General features: G+C 39.4%; 15 protein-coding genes. 4 read left to right on the top strand and 11 right to left on the bottom strand.

Annotation, left to right across the window (positions count from 1 at the left end):
* The first annotated feature begins 13 nt into the window (after positions 1-13).
* The 4 genes from AC07M3_RS08180 (at position 14) to bfr (ending at position 3,770) form a co-directional block, all read left to right on the top strand.
* Positions 14-2,119 (top strand): RelA/SpoT family protein, encoded by a 2,106-nt coding sequence (locus tag AC07M3_RS08180; RefSeq protein ID WP_004639700.1) that lies wholly within the window; start codon positions 14-16, stop codon positions 2,117-2,119.
* A 143-nt stretch (positions 2,120-2,262) separates the two neighbouring features.
* Complete coding sequence (locus AC07M3_RS08175) at positions 2,263-2,646, top strand: RidA family protein (protein ID WP_002116996.1); 384 nt, start codon at positions 2,263-2,265, stop codon at positions 2,644-2,646.
* Between the two features lie 219 nt (positions 2,647-2,865).
* Entirely contained in the window at positions 2,866-3,060 is a 195-nt protein-coding gene (locus tag AC07M3_RS08170) for a bacterioferritin-associated ferredoxin (RefSeq protein WP_004639703.1), read from the top strand.
* A 245-nt stretch (positions 3,061-3,305) separates the two neighbouring features.
* Positions 3,306-3,770 carry a heteropolymeric bacterioferritin subunit Bfr gene (bfr, locus tag AC07M3_RS08165; protein ID WP_005038304.1) on the top strand — a complete coding sequence of 155 codons (465 nt, stop codon included), beginning with the start codon at positions 3,306-3,308 and terminating at the stop codon, positions 3,768-3,770.
* Between the two features lie 44 nt (positions 3,771-3,814).
* Here the strand turns inward: bfr and AC07M3_RS08160 are convergent, their stop codons facing one another.
* The 11 genes from AC07M3_RS08160 to aroB form a co-directional block, all read right to left on the bottom strand.
* On the bottom strand, positions 3,815-5,443 hold the full coding sequence (locus tag AC07M3_RS08160) for a PglL family O-oligosaccharyltransferase (protein ID WP_307012268.1): 1,629 nt from the start codon (positions 5,441-5,443) through the stop codon (positions 3,815-3,817).
* A 97-nt stretch (positions 5,444-5,540) separates the two neighbouring features.
* On the bottom strand, positions 5,541-6,275 hold the full coding sequence (tfpZ, locus tag AC07M3_RS08155) for a TfpX/TfpZ family type IV pilin accessory protein (protein ID WP_307012270.1): 735 nt from the start codon (positions 6,273-6,275) through the stop codon (positions 5,541-5,543).
* Positions 6,276-6,352: 77 nt separating this feature from the next.
* Positions 6,353-6,838, bottom strand: coding sequence for a pilin (locus tag AC07M3_RS08150; RefSeq protein ID WP_307012272.1), 486 nt, complete (start codon positions 6,836-6,838; stop codon positions 6,353-6,355).
* A gap of 341 nt (positions 6,839-7,179) precedes the next feature.
* Positions 7,180-7,740, bottom strand: a complete 561-nt coding sequence (locus tag AC07M3_RS08145) for a TPM domain-containing protein (protein ID WP_005044019.1) — start codon at positions 7,738-7,740, stop codon at positions 7,180-7,182.
* Positions 7,734-8,813 (bottom strand): TPM domain-containing protein, encoded by a 1,080-nt coding sequence (locus tag AC07M3_RS08140; protein WP_494566982.1) that lies wholly within the window; start codon positions 8,811-8,813, stop codon positions 7,734-7,736. The genes AC07M3_RS08145 and AC07M3_RS08140 overlap by 7 nt, the downstream gene beginning before the upstream one ends.
* Before the next feature lie 24 nt (positions 8,814-8,837).
* Positions 8,838-9,428, bottom strand: coding sequence for a LemA family protein (locus tag AC07M3_RS08135; protein WP_003653797.1), 591 nt, complete (start codon positions 9,426-9,428; stop codon positions 8,838-8,840).
* Positions 9,429-9,556: 128 nt separating this feature from the next.
* Complete coding sequence (locus AC07M3_RS08130; protein WP_494566983.1) at positions 9,557-10,444, bottom strand: metal-dependent hydrolase; 888 nt, start codon at positions 10,442-10,444, stop codon at positions 9,557-9,559.
* Between the two features lie 172 nt (positions 10,445-10,616).
* Positions 10,617-12,038 carry an FAD-dependent oxidoreductase gene (locus AC07M3_RS08125; RefSeq protein ID WP_056482450.1) on the bottom strand — a complete coding sequence of 474 codons (1,422 nt, stop codon included), beginning with the start codon at positions 12,036-12,038 and terminating at the stop codon, positions 10,617-10,619.
* Positions 12,039-12,107: 69 nt separating this feature from the next.
* Positions 12,108-16,583 carry a glutamate synthase large subunit gene (gene gltB, locus AC07M3_RS08120; RefSeq protein ID WP_494567120.1) on the bottom strand — a complete coding sequence of 1,492 codons (4,476 nt, stop codon included), beginning with the start codon at positions 16,581-16,583 and terminating at the stop codon, positions 12,108-12,110.
* A 461-nt stretch (positions 16,584-17,044) separates the two neighbouring features.
* Positions 17,045-17,926 carry a hypothetical protein gene (locus AC07M3_RS08115; RefSeq protein WP_494566984.1) on the bottom strand — a complete coding sequence of 294 codons (882 nt, stop codon included), beginning with the start codon at positions 17,924-17,926 and terminating at the stop codon, positions 17,045-17,047.
* Positions 17,927-17,942: 16 nt separating this feature from the next.
* Positions 17,943-19,025, bottom strand: coding sequence for a 3-dehydroquinate synthase (gene aroB, locus AC07M3_RS08110; RefSeq protein ID WP_494566985.1), 1,083 nt, complete (start codon positions 19,023-19,025; stop codon positions 17,943-17,945).
* Positions 19,026-19,038: the final 13 nt, after the last annotated feature.

Raw genomic sequence — 19,038 nt, 5'->3', positions numbered from 1 at the left:
AAAAGGGTGATTTATGCCAGGCGAAGAGGTCAGCCAAGCCAAGCAACAGCTTAAATTGATTATCGACCCTTACTTATCGGTAAGTGAGGTCGAGAAAGTGCTTGCTGCCTGTGATTTTGCCGATCTAGCGCATACTGGCATTACACGTAAAAGTGGTGAACCCTACATTCTGCATCCAATCGCTGTCAGCTGCATTCTTGCGAACATGCGTTTAGATGCTGAAACTTTAATGGCAGCACTTTTGCATGATGTTATTGAAGACACTCAATATACAAAAGAAGATATTACTGAAAAGTTCGGTCTGACAGTTGCTGAGCTGGTTGACGGTGTAACCAAACTTAGCCAGTCAAGTGATAAAGAATATAACAAGGCCGCCTCATTCCGAAAAATCTTGCAAGCGACCCTACAGGACCCACGTGTCATTATTATTAAATTAGCCGATCGCTATCATAATATGACAACTCTAGGTGCTTTACGTCCAGATAAACGAGCCCGCATTGCTCAAGAAACTCTTGATATCTTTGTGCCAATGGCAAGATTAGTCGGCATGAATGAAATGGGTGATAATCTAGAAAATCTTTGTTATCAAAATCTTGATCTCGATATGTTTGATAATGTGCAAAATGCACTACGTCAAACCAAACCAGAGCGATGTAAATATCAAAGTATCTGGGAACAAAACCTCGCTGAACTTCTCCACAACTATCATATTCAAGGCCGCATTAAAAAGAAAAATAACAATATCGAATTATTACGACATTTCGTTAAAAATGAGATGGATCTACAAGAGCTTACCCATAGTCATGCCTTTGAAATCGTTTTACAAACAATTGCTGACTGTGACCGCTTAGTTGATGCCTTAAGAGAAAATTTTCAGGTGATTCAATATCAGGACCATATCCGTCGTCCGTTACCTGGAGGCAACCAATCTTTACTGATTAAACTTAAAGGCGAAAAAACCACACTATCCCTTACTATTCAAACCGAACTTATGCGTAAAGCCGCCCGTTTCGGGGTAGTGCTCGGTGAAAATGCACCACAAACTTGTCGCTCAGCCATTCAAGCCTCTATGCAAAACCTGAATACGCTTATCGATGGAGAATGTGCAAAAACAACCTTCAATGATTTATTAGATTACTTACATCAAGAAAAAATTTGGGTTTACACACCACATGGTCAACTCCATGAGTTACCACAAGGTGCTACCGTAGTTGATTTTGCTTATTCAGCAAGTTTATTTTTAGGTAACCATGCAGTTGGTGCAAAAGTGGACGGTGAGATTAAACCATTATCTACACCATTAATTAGCGGTCAGGTTATCGAAGTTATTACGGATGTTTTAGCAACACCAAATCCAGACTGGTTAAGCTTTATTAATACGCAAAAAGCCCGTCGTGCTTTACAACATGTTCTTAAAGATCAAGAAATTGAAGAACAGCGTCTTGTCGGTGAGCAAGCACTTTCCCGTGCATTAAAACTTTTCAATCGTTCAATCAGTGATCTCTCTGATGCTGACTGGTTAGATTTACTGCAGTGGCGTCACATCGATAACAAGAATACATTGTTTGAACAAATTGCGGTTGGTGACTTACTTCCTCAACTTGTGGCTAATCACCTATTTGCTCATGACAAACACCCTCAAGTAGAAAACTCAGATCGACTTATTCAGAGTACCGAAGGGATCGACGTTAAATATGCGCATTGCTGCAATCCAGTTTTAGGTGACCCAATTCAGGGACACTTAACACGTCGTGGGTTAATTGTGCATCGCATCCGCTGCCATAACTTGCTACATGAACAACATCTACATCCTGAAAATATTATGCCGCTTCAATGGAAAGCAGATGATGTAGATGATGTACGTTTTACCGCCTACCTCGCTATAGATATGGCAATGAATGATGAACAGGTATCAGACCTGATCTATCAATGTCGTAAAAATAATGCTGGGGTAGAGATGGTTCATTCAAATGAGCAAAGAACTTTTGTTAATATTGTAGTCAACAACCGTAAACATATTGCAAAAGTCATCCGTGACTTACGTATGCATTATGGTTTCCCGCGTATTGAACGTTTGGATGCTCCTAATCCCCAAATGGAAGTTTCAAAAGTAAGCTAATCTTTACAAGAGCTATTGGTCAGGTTTATGTTTCTTTAACAAAATCAAACTTTCCAAATTCACTTAATCAATTAAATCGATGATACTTTTGTCCAAACCTATCATCGATTATGATGGAAAGAGATTTAATCAAGGAGAACCAAATGTCCCGCCAAGTGATTCATACTGAAAATGCCCCTGCTGCTATCGGCACATACTCTCAAGCTATTTTAGTAGACAATACGCTATATCTCTCAGGGCAGATTGGTTTAGACCCATACAGTATGGAACTTGTAGAAGGTATCGAAGCTCAAATTCGCCGTGTATTTGATAATTTAAAAGCGGTTTGTGAAGCTGCTGGTGGTTCACTTGCAGACATTGCCAAACTTAATATTTTCCTAACCGATTTATCAAATTTCCAACTTGTAAACCAAATTATGGGTGAATATTTTGCTCAACCCTACCCAGCCCGTGCAGCATTAGGTGTAGCTAGTCTACCTAAAGGTGCACTAGTAGAAATGGATGGTATTGTTATTATCAATCAATAAGATACAAAATATTAAACACTCGAAATTAAAAAATATTTAGCTCTAAATTAGGTACCACCCTTGCGTAAAATCTGAACACCACTCAGATTTCCGCTTAGGTGGTATTTTTTTATCCAAAATCCCAATAATAATAAATAAGATTTTAAATGAATTTCATTGACAAACGATAATAATTATCAATAATATCAATTATCGCATTTATATTTGGGGATCACTCCCATGTACGTTTGCTTGTGTCGTGGCATTACCGATCAAGATATTAAAGACGCTGTTGAAAATGGCGCTGAAAGCTATCGCGAAATTCGCGACTTGCTTGATCTCGGTACTTGCTGTGGACGCTGTGCACCAGAAGCACGTGCTATTATTAGTGAAGAATTATCAGAAATCGCTGCTCGTATTTCCGTAGCTGCGTAAAAGAATTATAAACATTTAACCGTATTTATTAGCTCCTCCACCGCTTTTTGCGGAACGTTAATAGTTCCTCATTCAAGCGGTTTTTTTTGGTTAGAAACTCTTCTTTCCTAATATTGTGTTGTTTTTGATTGCGATTTTCATTTGCTGTTCCATAAACTACTCGCCATATCCATGATTGTTCACTAAAATGTTTTTATAGATTGCCTTAATTGGATTAAGGCAGAAATTGTTTTGGAGTAGCTACAATGAAAGGCAATCGTGATGTCATTAATCAGCTTAACCAAGTGCTGTATCATCATTTAACTGCAATTAATCAATACTTTTTGCATTCACGCATGTTTAATGATTGGGGAATTGAGCAGCTAGGTTCTGCCGAATATAAAGAATCAATTCGTCAAATGAAGCATGCAGACAAAATTATTGAACGTATTTTGTTTTTAGAAGGCCTACCTAATCTTCAGCATTTAGGTAAACTTTACATTGGTCAACACACAGAAGAAGTTCTACACTGTGACATTCGTAAAGTGAAAGAAAATATAGAAGCGATTCAGCAAGCAGTAGCTTTAGCTGAAACTGAGCAAGACTATGTGACTCGTGATCTCGTTCAAGAAATTTTAGAAAAAGAAGAAGAATATTGGGACTGGTTAGATACTCAGATTGACCTTATCGGCAACGTTGGCATTGAAAATTACATCCAGAGTCAGATGTAATTTCTCATAAAAAAAATCCCCTTAAGTATAAGGGGATTTTTTTATTACTTTTCTTTTAATAAATCTGGTAGCGTTATTTTTTGCTTATAGAGATGCTTTAAAATTAATATTTGGCGCTGCGCCTGCTCTATTTTTCCATTATAAGCCAGCAATTTTGCATATTTACGTAAATTATAGGGAGTCGCTTTATTCTTTACTGAATTTCCCCACTCAACTAAATCAGCTTCAGGTAATTTAGTTTCTGGATTAAGTTCAATCCATTTTAAACGCTCTTCAAACTGCGTTAAAACAAAAATTTTACTGCTTCCCATGAACTCTGCATTTGGCTTTTTATTCTTATAAAGTAAATTACTATTCAGAACATAGACATTGTAATCACGTAAAATCGCAATAATAAGCAGTAAACTAACTATCCATATTAAGCGAAAAAGTTGCTTATTAAGTACAACTCCTTTGAGTACTGGAGTCTGCGCCTGAACAATACCAAGTAAAAAACCACAGGTAAGCAAGAAATAAGCATAGCGTTGTGGGAACTCGAACATGGCATGAATAAACACCGCACACACCATCATAATCGCTATAATTGAGATGGTTTCTTTAGCCTGTTGATTTAACCAAAGGAACCAACACGCAAAGTAAGCAATGATTACAGCAGCTAATGGAATACCATTCCAGATAATTAAATCAAGCAATACATTATGGGCGCTATTAAACCATACATGTACAGTTCCATATTGAATACTATCGACTACAGCAACACTAGTTTGGCTCCACCCATACCCAGCCCATGGTTGCTGAGCTATAGCATGCAATATTTGTATCCACATACCTACACGCTCATGCCCTGAACCTGCCCGAGCAACAAACGTACTCGTTTCAGTAATCTCTGTATTTGTAGAGAATTCGATGAATTGAGTGATATAGGGTAAGATTAAGCCAGCAATTAAAAAAAATGTTAAGCACCACAAAAAGCCTTGAGCAAGTCCAAATCTTTTTTGCTTTTTAAACTGCTTAATCACCCAATAGATGAGTAAAAATGGAAAAACTATCCATGAAGTTCTTGACTGACTCAATGCGACCGTAAATAAAATAATGAGCGCTGAAGGTAATAACAACCAGATAGTTACTTTGTTCTTTTCATATAAATACAAACACCCTAATAATCCAATAATTAAAAAGGTCGCCATATTATTGGGTTGACCAAAATTACCGTAAGGACGATTACCCAGCAACTTAAGCACATAAGGAATATGAGACTCGATATTCAACCATTGGCAAATTGCAATGAAACTAGTAATAAGCGATACAATAATTACAAGTAGGCTAAAACCAGAAAAGATTTGATCTCGCTTTTGTTGATCTAAAGACAGGTTGTAGCCAGCCAATACCATAAACCAAAAACCTAATAAGTAAAATGAACTCAATAAGGCTGTGCTCAAATCAAAAACTAAACCAAAACCCCACTGCACTATTGGAATTAAAGTAAATGGCAGCAACAATAGTTGCGCCCTAGGAATTTTAATATTTTGCTGAATTAGAGCAGCTAATACGCATAATCCAGCCCCAAAAGTACTCACTTCACTCGAAAACATGACCCAAGGGCTATAGTGAAATGGAGACAACCATGCAAAACCTAACAGGATTGCAGCGAGGAATAGGAAGAATACTTGCATAGTAAAAGGTTAGAGACTAGAACTTGAGAGAATTATACATGGAAGAGGATAATAAGAATTAAGTTCTATCTGTATCCTCTCACCACATCTCTGACTTTTACTTCCAAGGTCTTAAATCTACAATTTTAACAACCTGAGCTGAGTTCTTATTCATCAACACGACCATATCTATAGCATTCGCTTTTAAAGGAACCCATGCATCGGCTGATGGATATTCTTTTAGGACTGTTTTTACTTGCTGCTTAGAATTATATTTTTCTAGTTCATTTAAGTTTTGAGCACGTTTTTGTATTTGTGGTTTAACTTGAGCTAAGCCTACGTAACGCTCTGGTCGTTGTGCTAAAGAAACACCACCAAGTAGCTCTTCAAACATGTTCTTGCTACGCTCTTCACTATTTTTAGCTATTTGGACAGCTGCAAACTTTGGTTTAAACCATGAAGGATTCCTAAATTGTGCTTGAACTTTTTGAGTATTAGTATCAATAATTTCATTATTGCGCACTAGTTCAAATCGATCTACATTATACACCAACCATACAGGACGGCCTTGTGCAATACTATACAAACCATAACCCAATGCAGAAAGTTGAATTAAAATGATAACCGAGAGATCAAATTTAAGTGTTTTTTTGCCTTCTTTATAGACAAAAAATCCAAGAATAGGACCCAATACAACATCTATGGCAACCATCATTAAAAAAATATGAGTAACACCAACCGCTTGAGCTAATGGTTGCGGATACCAAATAAGAAAAACCCAAGCAATAATTATTAAAGCCAGTAAAATAGAAATAGAGAAATGACTTAAAAAAAATATAAAGCGTTTGTTCATCTTGAGAAACTCATGCTGATTTTTATAGTTTAAATAAAAAAGACTGGCTAACCAGTCTTTTTTAAATTACCTATTTATTAATAAGTACCTTGGCAAGAACCTGGCAAATATTTGTTTGGCATAGGGTTAGTACCAGTCTTAGGACCACATTTCCAACCTTGAATCGTTTGACCACCAGCATTATTCGCTGTTAATTCAGCAGTAGCGCTCATCATAGGGGTTAAAATAATAGAATTCGCAGTATCAGATGTCTCCCCGCCTAAACTTGTTGCATTTCCAACAACAGTGATAACACCATTAGCATCAGCGGAACCACCTGTCACCATTTTAGTCGGAGAAATTGTACAACTTGTAGATAAAGCTGTACCCAAGTTTGCAACTGGTGAATTTTGAACAATATCTGTAATTGTACTACGGCATGATGATGCAGCTAAAATAACCTCAGAAACACGCGCTTTAACTGTATAGTTTTGATATGCAGGTAAAGCAACTGCCGCCAAAATACCAATAATCGCAACCACGATCATAAGTTCAATTAATGTAAAACCTTTTTGTGCATTCATAGCCTTTTCCCCAAAGATTGTATGTATGTTTTTATATAAGCTTTTTCAGCTATCAACTATATTGCAGCAACCATGCCAACTTTTATTTTACTTATAAAACAAAAACTTATATTAATTTTTCAATTTAATAAATATAAAATCGCTGTAAATAACTGACAAAAATTGTCATATATCTTTTCACTACAACACATCACACATCAAAAAAAGTAAACCAAACTTATCAAAGTTTATATTTGTTTTTGTGAACAAATTCTCTTTAAAAATAAATAAATAGGTGACATTTTTTGTCAATCACCTTTAAAAAATAAAAACTATGAGATATAGAAATTTTAGACAATAACTTAATTTATAATAATTGGAGCATTTCCCAATTCATTGGATTGATCTGGCATGTTTTCATCATAAAAATGTGACATTACCTCTCCAATTTGATGAACACCAATCACTACAGCTTGCTGATATTGTTTTTGTTTAAGTTGTTGCACGATAGAATCACAAATCTGTTGCCAGACTTGATCATTAGTGGCATTTCTAATACCGCGGTCAAATATAATTTCTACTGTACGTTCACATAAGTTTAAATAAAGTAGTACTCCACTATTTAACGCGGTGTCCCAGACCCCTAACTCTGCAAACAATTGTTGCGCTCTCAATCGGGTATTTTGTCTATAGGCCTGTGAACATGGAATATGGCCTTCAATTACAACCTGTATTTCACCAACATGTCCATGTTCTGCTTGTTGTACCGCATCAGCAATCGTCTGCTTATCTTGTTTTGAAAAATAACGGCTACTGGCTGGCAAGTAACAGAAATGTTTAAACCAGCGTTTTAGACTTGGCTCTACAGATTCCTCAATTTTTGGCTGAGTAATAATTTGTGTTGTTTCTGATGTTGTTACCATGAGCCTGAAGCACCTCCACCGCCAAAACGACCTCCACCGCCTCCATAGCCTCCGCCGCCACCACCGAAGCCTCCTCCACGTCCACCACCACCAGAGCCACTCAGAATGGCCTGTAAAATAAGTTGAGCAATTGAGGTAATGAGTAAAAAGAAGATTCCAAAACCAAGTAATAAGCTAGTCACTAGACCTGCACCATTTACAAAACCTGCTACCGCAGCAGCAACGCCCGCAGTAGATGCACTAAGAGGTCGCCCTACAATAAATGACCCCACAATTCCGGCAACAAGAATAAATAGAGCCATTGTGAGCGTTGTCTGTTTGGCCTGTTGTTCTTCTGCGGCTTGGTGTTGTCGTTCTTTTAAATCTTGAGCAGCTTGCTGAGCAACTTCTGGATCAAGATTAAGAATTCTTCCGATTTCATCAACGCCTGCATTTAAACCTTTAGCATATTGGGCTTGTTTAAAATAGGGTGTAATTTGGTTTCTAATAATTCGACTCGAGACAATATCTGGTAATACGCCCTCTAAGCCATATCCGGTTAAAATTTGTATACGGCGGTCATTTACCGCAACCGCAATGAGCAATCCATTATCGCGCTTCGCTGAACCAAGTTGCCATTTTTCACCTACACGCAATGCATAATCAAAGATATCTTCTTGCCCTGTTGTAGGAACAATAACAATACCGATTTGTGCTTTGCCTTGTTGATATAAACTTAGAATTTTTTGGTCGAGCTGCTGCTTCTCTGCTTCGCTTAATATATTTGCTTGATCAATAACAGGCTGATTTAAGGTTGGCAAACCACGAATCGATTCACCATCTGCCATATCGTTGGCGACTTGAGCTTGGGGAGCTACGCCAGAAGCAGACTGCTCACTTTTAGAAGCGGAAGCTTGAGCCTGCTGCTTCTGAATAATTTTGCCCGTTACGATGGTGTCAGTTTCATCAGTAGCGGTTGCAATATTAGTTTCACTCCATGCCGCATTCTGAAAAAGAACACCGCAACAGAGCAAAATTAAGGTAATAACAAATACCTTAATTTGCTTAAGCTGAAGCAATATATTATTTCTCATGCAGCACTCCTTTGATTCTTAAAATTAATCAAAAGAAACTTTTGGTGCCTGCTGTGCAGATGCTTCTGCAGAGAAATTGGCTTTTGGATGCATACCAATTACTTTTGCAGTCACTGCTTGCGGGAACTGGCGTACATATCCGTTGTAATCTTGCACTGTTGTAATATAACGATTACGAGCCACCGCAATACGGTTTTCTGTTCCTTCAAGTTGAACTTGCAGTTCTTGGAATTGGGTATTGGCTTTTAAATCTGGATAATTTTCAGAAACAGCAATTAGACGAGATAAAGCCCCTGTTAATTGACTTTGAGCCTGTTGGTATTTTTCAAGTAAAGCTGGGTCTTCTAGAACTTCTTTATCAACCTTCAAACCAGCAACATTCGAACGTGCCTGTGTAACCTCGGTTAATACTTGTTCTTCATGCTTAGCATAACCTTTTACAACATTCACAAGGTTTGGTACTAAATCTGATCGACGTTGATATTGGTTTTGAACTTCAGACCAAGCTGCCGTTACTGCTTCATCTTTGACTTGTAAAGTGTTATAGCCACACCCTGAAAACAATAAGGTACTGGCAAGTGTCGTCGCGATCGCGAGTTGTTTCAATGTTTTCATCGTCACATTATCCTCAAGTTTTTCTTTATATTTTTAACCTCTTTCCTCGATTGTATGATGATTTTGGCATTATTGTGTTGCTTTTATTTTATTGATTTAAAAACCGGATTTTTCAATCCGGTTTTTTATTAACTTAATAGTTGGTCTTTTTCTTGTTGAAAACTTGCCATTTGATATTCATCTGCCAAAGAACTTTTCCAATAATCGACCATACGAGCATAATCCTTTTGACTTGGATGGAAATCTTTTTTGTAATATGCGAAATATTCCGGCATGAGCTGAACAAGCATTTTAACCAGCAAATATAAACCAAATAAATTACCTCCGATTTTAGGTAAGCTATTCCATTTATCTTGCCAAAATAAGCGGGTTGTTCCATAAAAAGCGATACTGGCAAATCCTGTCGTGACACTCCGCATGAGTAAGCGGCGAATACGATCATCCCCATACACATGCTGATAGACATCAAATGCCACTGAACGATGCTCAATTTCTTCAATCGCATGCCATACCCAAAGTTTTAGTGCATCTTGATCTAACGTTTTTAATAACTCTGGATGTTGTAAAACATATCCTCCAAGCAGAGCAGTAAAATGCTCAAAAGCACAGGTAAGTGCCAATTGCAGTTTAGGAGGAATCGTTCTTAAATATTTATCACGCTGATTTAGCCAGTTTTGAAAGCTGTCTAGATTATAATCATCACGCCGCCAAGCTTCATTAAACTCATCATGAGCTTTAGAATGCATTGCCTCTTGTCCAATAAAAGCGGCAATTTGAGCCTGTAATTGTGGATCGGAAACCTTATCACGTACATTGCGCACGCTATTTACAAAAAACTGCTCTCCTACAGGAAAAGTTGAGGAAAGTGCAGTTAAAAAGTGAGACATAAGAGGAGAATTGGCAAAATAGTGCCGCTTGATCGCCTTAGGATTAAATTCAAGGCGACGCACAGTAATACCCAACGCTTTTCGACGATTTAAATATGATTTTTCTGCCGTCATACCTGCGATGTTCATATTCAACACCTATTGTATTGAAGAAGGAAGCTTTGAGTATGTCGTGAGCTTAAAAGGCTAAAAAGGGCAAAAAAGCTTATTATATTTGCCAAAAACGTCAAAGTGACTAACGGTAAAAACAAAGCCTGCATCAAGCAGGCTTTGTTAAAAACTTTAAAAATAGTTTTTTAGATTAAACACCGAGGTAGTCTAAAATGCCTTCAGCAGCTTGACGGCCTTCCCAAATCGCAGTCACGACAAGGTCTGAACCACGGACCATATCGCCACCAGCAAAGATTTTCGGGTTTGATGTCTGGAATTTGAATTCTTGCTTTTCAGCTGCCACAACACGGCCCGAACCATCAAGATTAATATTCGCGTTACCAAACCAGTCAGCTGGGCTTGGGCGGAAACCGAATGCAAGTAAAACCGCATCAGCTGGTAATACTTCTTCAGAACCTGGAACTGGTTCAGGGCTACGACGGCCACGACTATCTGGTTCACCCATTTGAGTCGTCACCACTTTAACGCCTGTCACTTTGCCATTTTCGCCTACGATTTCGATCGGTTGACGATTGAACAAGAATTTCACACCTTCTTCATAGGCATTTTTTACTTCACGTGCAGATCCTGGCATGTTGCTTTCATCACGACGGTATGCACACGTTACATCATGAGCGCCTTGACGTAATGAAGTACGGTTACAGTCCATCGCAGTGTCGCCACCACCAAGTACAATCACTTTTTTACCATCTAAGCTAATGTACTCACTTGGGTCTTTTTCCCAACCTTGACAACGATTTACGTTAGAGATCAAGAAATCAAGTGCATCATAAACACCTGCAAGATCTTCACCTGGGAAGCCACCCTTCATGTAGGTATAAGTTCCCATACCCATGAATACAGCATCATATTCTGCAAGTAATTCATCAATGGTGACATCTGTACCAATTTCAGTATTTAAGCGGAATTCGATGCCCATACCTGTGAAAATTTCACGACGGCGCTTCATTACATCTTTTTCCATTTTAAATTCTGGAATACCGAATGTAAGTAAGCCACCAATTTCAGGACGCTTATCGAATACAACTGGCTTAACACCACCACGAGCTAAAATATCCGCGCAACCTAGGCCTGCCGGACCGGCACCAATGATTGCAACTTTTTTGTCAGTCCATTTCACGCCTGACATATCTGGACGCCAACCTAAAGCGAAGGCTGTGTCGTTAATATATTTTTCAGCATTACCAATAGTCACTGCACCAAAACCATCATTTAAAGTACAAGCACCTTCACATAAACGGTCTTGTGGACATACGCGACCACATACCTCAGGTAATGTGTTGGTTTGATGGCAAAGCTCAGCAGCTTGGAAAATTTGGCCTTCAGCGATTAATTTTAACCAGTTTGGAATGTAGTTATGTACAGGACATTTCCATTCGCAATATGGGTTACCACAACCTAAACAACGGTGAGTCTGATTAGCGACAGTTTCCGATGTAAAAGGTTTATAAATTTCCACAAATTCTGCTTTGCGGACAGTAATATCTTTTTTCTCTGGATCTTGGCGTGCTACATCCAGAAATTGAAAGTCATTATTTAGGCGTTCTGCCATGTCTCTCTCCGTGGGTAGGCGCGGATTTCACTGTTGCCCGCACCTGCCTATGTCGTTGCAGTCGTGGAATTATTGTGGATCAGCTTGTGTTGTTTTCAAAAGCGTTTGCAAATTAGCAGCCTTTGGTTTCACAAGCCAGAATTTACGGCTGTAGAAATCGAACTCATTGCGGATTTTATAAGCCCAAGCACTACCTGTTTCTTTGATATGCTCATCGATAATACGCAACAAGAACTCTTTATGATCTTCCATAGATTCTGTTGAAATACGATTTAAATCAATCAATTCGTGGTTGTAGTAATCTACAAAGTCATTATCAAGGTCAAGTACATAAGCAAAACCACCAGTCATGCCCGCACCAAAGTTATGCCCTACTTTACCAAGTACAGTCACAACACCACCTGTCATATATTCACAGCAGTGATCACCAGCGCCTTCAATTACAGCAAATGCACCAGAGTTACGAACTGCAAAACGCTCACCCGCTGTACCCGCTGCAAAAAGCTTACCGCCAGTTGCACCATACAAACAGGTATTACCAATAATTGCTGTGTTTTGTGTTTGGAAAGGCGAACCTTGTGGTGGGAAGATTGAGATACGACCACCTGCCATACCTTTACCCACATAGTCGTTTGCATCACCTTCAAGACGGATGTGTAAACCACCAGCGTTCCACACACCAAGCGACTGACCAGCAGTACCAGTTAAGTTCATTACAACAGGATGCACTTCCATGCCTAAGTTGCCGTAGCGACGAGCAATTTCACCTGACACACGAGCACCGATCGAACGGTCACAGTTCACAACTTTGAAGTTGAACTGACCGCCTACACTTGATTCAATTGCAGGAAGCATTTCTACGACCATTTTCTCAGCCAATACACCTTTATCAAATGGTGCATTACCTTGTACTTCACAGTACTGTGCTTTACCGTCAGCAGATGGATGAGACGTTAACAATGCACTTAAATCAAGGTGAGCATGTTTTTCAGTTTCACCCGGTAATACTTCAAGTAAATCAACACGACCAATTAAGTCTTTCAATGAAGAAACACCTAATGCTGCTAACCATTCACGAGTCTCTTCCGCAATAAAGTGGAAGAAATTGATGAGCATTTCTGGCTCGCCAATATAGTGCTCTTGACGTAAGTGGTCTTGTTGAGTTGCAACACCTGTTGCACAGTTGTTCAAGTGACAAATACGTAGATATTTACAACCTAAAGCAATCATTGGTGTTGAACCGAAACCAAAGCTCTCAGCACCTAAAATTGCTGCCTTGATCACATCAAGACCTGTTTTTAAACCACCATCAGTTTGTACGCGTACTTTGCCACGTAAGTCATTAACGCGAAGTGCTTGATGCGCCTCACTAAGACCTAATTCCCATGGAGAACCCGCATGGTGAATTGATGAAAGTGGAGATGCTGCTGTACCACCGTCATAACCAGAAATGGTAATGAAGTCTGCATATGCCTTAGCAACACCTGCGGCAATTGTACCCACACCCGGTTCAGATACCAGTTTTACTGACACCATTGCTTTCGGGTTAACTTGTTTCAAGTCAAAAATTAACTGAGACAAATCTTCAATTGAGTAAATATCGTGATGTGGTGGAGGTGAAATCAGCGTTACACCCGGTACAGAGTAACGTAAACGTGCAATTAAGCCATTTACTTTACCGCCTGGTAACTGACCGCCTTCACCTGGTTTTGCACCTTGAGCAACTTTAATTTGCAATACTTCAGCAGAAGTTAAGTAAGCAGGTGTTACACCAAAACGACCAGATGCGATCTGTTTGATTTTCGAGTTACGAATTGTGCCGTAGCGAACAGGATCTTCACCCCCCTCACCAGAGTTTGAACGACCACCAATCGTATTCATCGCAATTGCAATTGCTTCATGTGCTTCTGGAGAAAGAGCACCTAAAGACATACCTGCCGAGTCAAAACGAGGCAAGATATCTGCAACTGACTCTACTTGGTCAACTGGAATCGAATTTGTTGTTTTTAACTTGAATAAGTCACGAATAGTTGCAACCGGACGGTTGTTAACCAACTCAGCATATACTTTAAAGTCTTCATACTTACCAGAGCGAACAGCCGTATGTAATGAGTTAATCACATCTGGGTTGAACGCGTGGTACTCTTTATCAAATACAAATTTAAGCAAACCACCCTGATCAATCGGTTTACGATTTGACCATGCTGTAGCTGCTAATTTTTTCTGGTCTTTTTCAAGGTCAGCAAATGTTGCACCCTGAATACGGCTTGGAACACCCAAGAAGCACTGGTCTACAACTTCAGATGACAAACCTACTGCTTCAAAAAGCTGACCGCCACGATACGAAGCAACTGTAGAGATACCCATTTTTGAAAGAACTTTTAATAAGCCTTTCTCAATCCCTTTACGGAAGTTCGCTTGCGCATGGATTGGATCACCTAAAAGCTCACCTTTAGCAATCAAGTCATTAATCACGTCATATGCAAGGTATGGGTAAACTGCGGTTGCACCGAAACCAAGTAATACCGCAAATTGGTGCGGATCACGTGCAAAACCAGTTTCAACCATGATGTTAGCATCAGTACGTAAACCAGTTTTAATGAGGTAATGGTGTACCGCACCTGTTGCAAGGGCTGCATTTGCAGGCAAGAAACCTTGGCGAATATTTTTATCAGTTAAAACAATTAAAGTTTTACCATCACGAACTGCTTGTGCCGCTTCTTCACAAATACGTGTAATCGCAGCTTGCAAACCTTCTTCTTCAGCATAGTTCAAATTGATATCAACAGACTCATAGCCTGCACGATCAATACTACGGATTTGCTGTATTTTTGAGTTAGACAGAACAGGGCTCGAAATAATGATTCGATCTGCGTGCTCTGGACCTTGCTCAAATACATTCTGCTCACGACCTAAACACGTCTCAAGGGACATTACAATCGATTCACGTAATGGATCGATTGGAGGGTTAGTCACCTGTGCAAATTGTTGACGGAAATAATCAGTCACATGACGTACTTGACGAGACAATACAGCCATTGGAGTATCATCACCCATAGAACCTACAGCTTCCTGACCACTTTCAGCAATTGGACGCAATAACTGGTCACGCTCTTCAAATGTTACCATAAACATTTTTTGAGCTGCTTTTAAAGCATCGCCAGTTAAACCTTGATCAACTAATTGTTCTTCAAGTTCAGGATTAGCCTTTAAGCGAATTGCATGATCACGCAACCATTCACGGTACGGACGCATGTTTTTAAGATGAGTATTTACATCTTTAGTATCAAGCACTTTGCCCGTTAAGGTATCAACTACCAAAATTTGGCCTGGACCTACACGGCCTTTAGAAACCACGTCTTCAGGTTCATAGCCCCAAACACCAATTTCAGATGCTAAGGTAATGTAATCATTTTTAGTAATGACCCAACGTGCAGGACGTAAACCATTACGGTCAAGCATACAGATTGCATGACGGCCATCTTGAATTACCAAGCCCGCAGGACCATCCCAAGCTTCCATGTGCTTAGAGTTAAACTCATAGAATGCGCGTAAGTCCGCATCTAGAGTCTCTACGTTTTGCCAAGCTGGTGGTACGAGCATACGTAACGCACGGAATAAATCCATACCGCCACCGACCAATATCTCAAGCATATTATCTAAGCTTGATGAGTCGGAACCAGTACGGTTCACCATCGGGTTAAGTTCCGTTAAGCCCGGCAACAATGGATTTTCAAATTTAGGAGTACGTGCTAATGACCAGTTACGGTTTGCAGTAATGGTGTTAATTTCACCATTATGAGCAAGATAACGGAAAGGCTGAGCCAACGGCCAACGTGGTAAAGTGTTGGTCGAGAAACGTTGATGGAACACGACGATGTGTGATTTTAAACGTTCGTCTGCCAAGTCTGTATAGAACTCAGCAATCGCAGCAGGCATCATCAAGCCTTTATAGGTGATCACTGTAGAGCAAAGCGTAGTCACATAGAATAACGGATCTTTTTGTAATTGTTGTTCCGCACGGCGACGCGCCAAAAATAGCTTACGGTTGAACTCAACTTCGGTTACACCCATTGGACAGTTCACAATGACCTGTTCAAAAGCAGGTAAAGATTGAAGTGCAATTTCACCTAGTGCATCGTTATTGGTAGGCACAACACGCCAAGCCAGTACGCGTAAGCCTTCTGCTTCAATTTCTTTATTTAAAATATTTTTAGAATGTTGCGCTAATGCTGGATCAATATTTAGAAATACCGTACCCACAGCAAAAACTTCGCTCAGTGTAATATCACTCAGTTTTTTTGCTTCATCACGAAAAAATTGCTTTGGCATCGCCAATAATAAGCCGCACCCATCTCCCGTCTTGCCATCTGCGGCAATACCACCACGGTGCGTCATGCAACTTAAACTGTGAATCGCGGTTTCTACAAGATGATGACTTGATTCACCCTTCATATGGGCAATCAGTCCAAAACCACAGTTATCCTTAAACTCATCAGGCTGATATAAACCTTGAGCGGGAGCTACAGTATTAGGCGATGGCATGTGCATAGCGTACCCTTCTTTCAATAAGGCTCTTTCGAGCGTCAAACAAACAACTTATTTCTGCGATATTGCCTACGGACGATAGTTAGCTCAATGTTTCGCAAAAAAAAATTTTGGGCTGATAAGCCAATATACGCTGTTCCATAAATGCGTACACTGGTTTTTGCTAGAAAAATGTTTTGACTTATTTCGCACTCTTTTAAAGCAGTTCGACCCCACGACTCTGCATAGACTTCACTCTTTAGAGCGCCAAAATAGTTAGCAGTACATTAATAAGCACAAGAATAAAGCAAAAACTATGCCAATATAAAATTTGCAACTTAAGTGTTTATATTTATTAAAAATAGATCAGTTTTATTCAGGCTATCATTTTAATAAATGACCAAATATGCACCACACTTGGTCAAAGAGTATATGTATTTCTTATTATTGCACTATATTTGTGCATATTATTCTTACCGTTAGTTCCCTCTTGTGCCCTCATTTGTTGCATTTTTTGGAGGAGCTTCAGTTGCACGATTTTGTTGAGCGTTTTTAGCAGTATCAACAGCAGAATTAGACTGGTGTACATCTACAACATTTCCCTCGGCATCTCGACGAATAATGGTTGTCCGAGTTGTAGAGTTCGTTGCTGGAGCAGCCACTTTAGGTTGCGTACTGATAGCCCCATTTACACCTGCGCCCATAAGCAAAGACTCATCAATTTTAGGTAAGGCAGCTGGGCGTAACCGCACTTCATAAGTTTGGCTAATCCCACCTTTCATTTCATCCGCACCTAAGTCATTGACGAGTGGCACATAAGTCGAAAATTGTTGAGGTTGCGGCTTAATTGATTCAGGCAAATTAAGATTCAGTTGTGTTAACTGCTGAATTGCATCTTCAGAACGTTTAAATACGCCATATGTCAAAACATATTGTTCAGATTGCTTTTCTCCACTTAATCGGAAGTAGATAAATTTATTTCGGTCTGAACGATTCTTTAAAAAGTTTTTAATAATATCTTCGTCAGATGCACGGAACAGCTCAAGCGTCCATTGTTTCTTGTTTTCGTTAATAAACTTTGTACCGCGGAACTCTGCCTCATGTTGACCAGATACAACCGTCCGAGTAGTTAAATCAAGAGGCCTAACTTCATCAGCTAAAGCCCCCAAGTTAGCCGTTGTTGCCACTTTTTCTGGCTGAATTTGCACTGGTGTATCTGAATCGGCTGCTTTTTCAACTTCGACAAGCTTCTTACTATCAGTCATTACCCAGAAAATAAAAGCCAGAAACAAGCAGACGATACCACCCACCAACCAGATATATTGTTGAACATTCTGCCAAAGTGTACGTGATACAGTCATGTGTTACCTTAATTTATTATCCGTGTTGATTTGCCAAAATAGCTTGTTTCATGAGTTCAACATCAAAGTCTTTAGTAATTACCGCTTGTCCAAGTTGCTTTAACAACACTAAACGTAATTGACCATTGAGGACTTTTTTATCATGTGCCATATATCCAAGGAATTCTTCCAATGGAATTTTTGGACATGATATCGGCAAATTAGCGCGTTGAATAATTTTTTTTGTACGCTCTACATCATCGCTTGAAATCCAGCCTAAACGCTGCGATAAATCAGCTGCCATGACCATGCCGGTAGCAACTGCTTCACCATGCAACCAAGTGCCATAACCAAGGTAAGATTCTATAGCATGACCAAACGTATGACCTAAGTTGAGTAAAGCTCTTTCGCCTTGCTCTTTTTCATCGTTTGCAACAATACGGGCTTTATGAGCACATGAACGATAGACTGCTTCTGCTAAAAGATTGGCATCTCGACCAACCAAGCCATCCATATTTTGTTCTAACCAAACTAGAAAATCTGCATCACCTAACAAGGCATACTTAATGACTTCAGACAATCCAGCAGACAACTCACGATCTGGTAAAGTGTTGAGTTGAGCCATATCAGCCAAAACAACTTGAGGCTGCTGAAATGCACCAAGCATGTTCTTACCTAGTGGATGGTTAATTCCAGTTTTACCACCCACACTTGAATCTACCTGTGAAAGAAGTGTGGTAGGAACCTGAACAAAATATACACCACGCTGGAAACATGCTGAGGCAAAGCCAGCCATATCACCAATAACACCACCGCCTAAAGCTAAAACCGTACAATCTCGGTTAAAACCAGCTTCGAGCAATGCATCAAAAATTAAATTTAAATGTTGAATATCTTTATATTTTTCACCATCAGGCAAAATACAAGTAGCTATAGTTTTACCCAAACTTTTTAACGCTTCTTGATAATGAGATAAATATAAAGGAGCGACCGTTTCGTTACTCACGATCATGACCTGTTGACCATGAATATAAGGCTCAAGCAACTGTTTAGGATCAAGTTGACTGCCAATAAAAATAGGGTAACGGCGTTCGCCTAATTCAACATGTAAAGTTTGCATGAATTTATAAAAC

This window comes from Acinetobacter sp. GW821-FHT09D10 (assembly GCF_059416285.1).
Note: the sequence above shows the minus strand (reverse complement) of the source record. Positions and strands in the feature narration are given on the sequence as shown.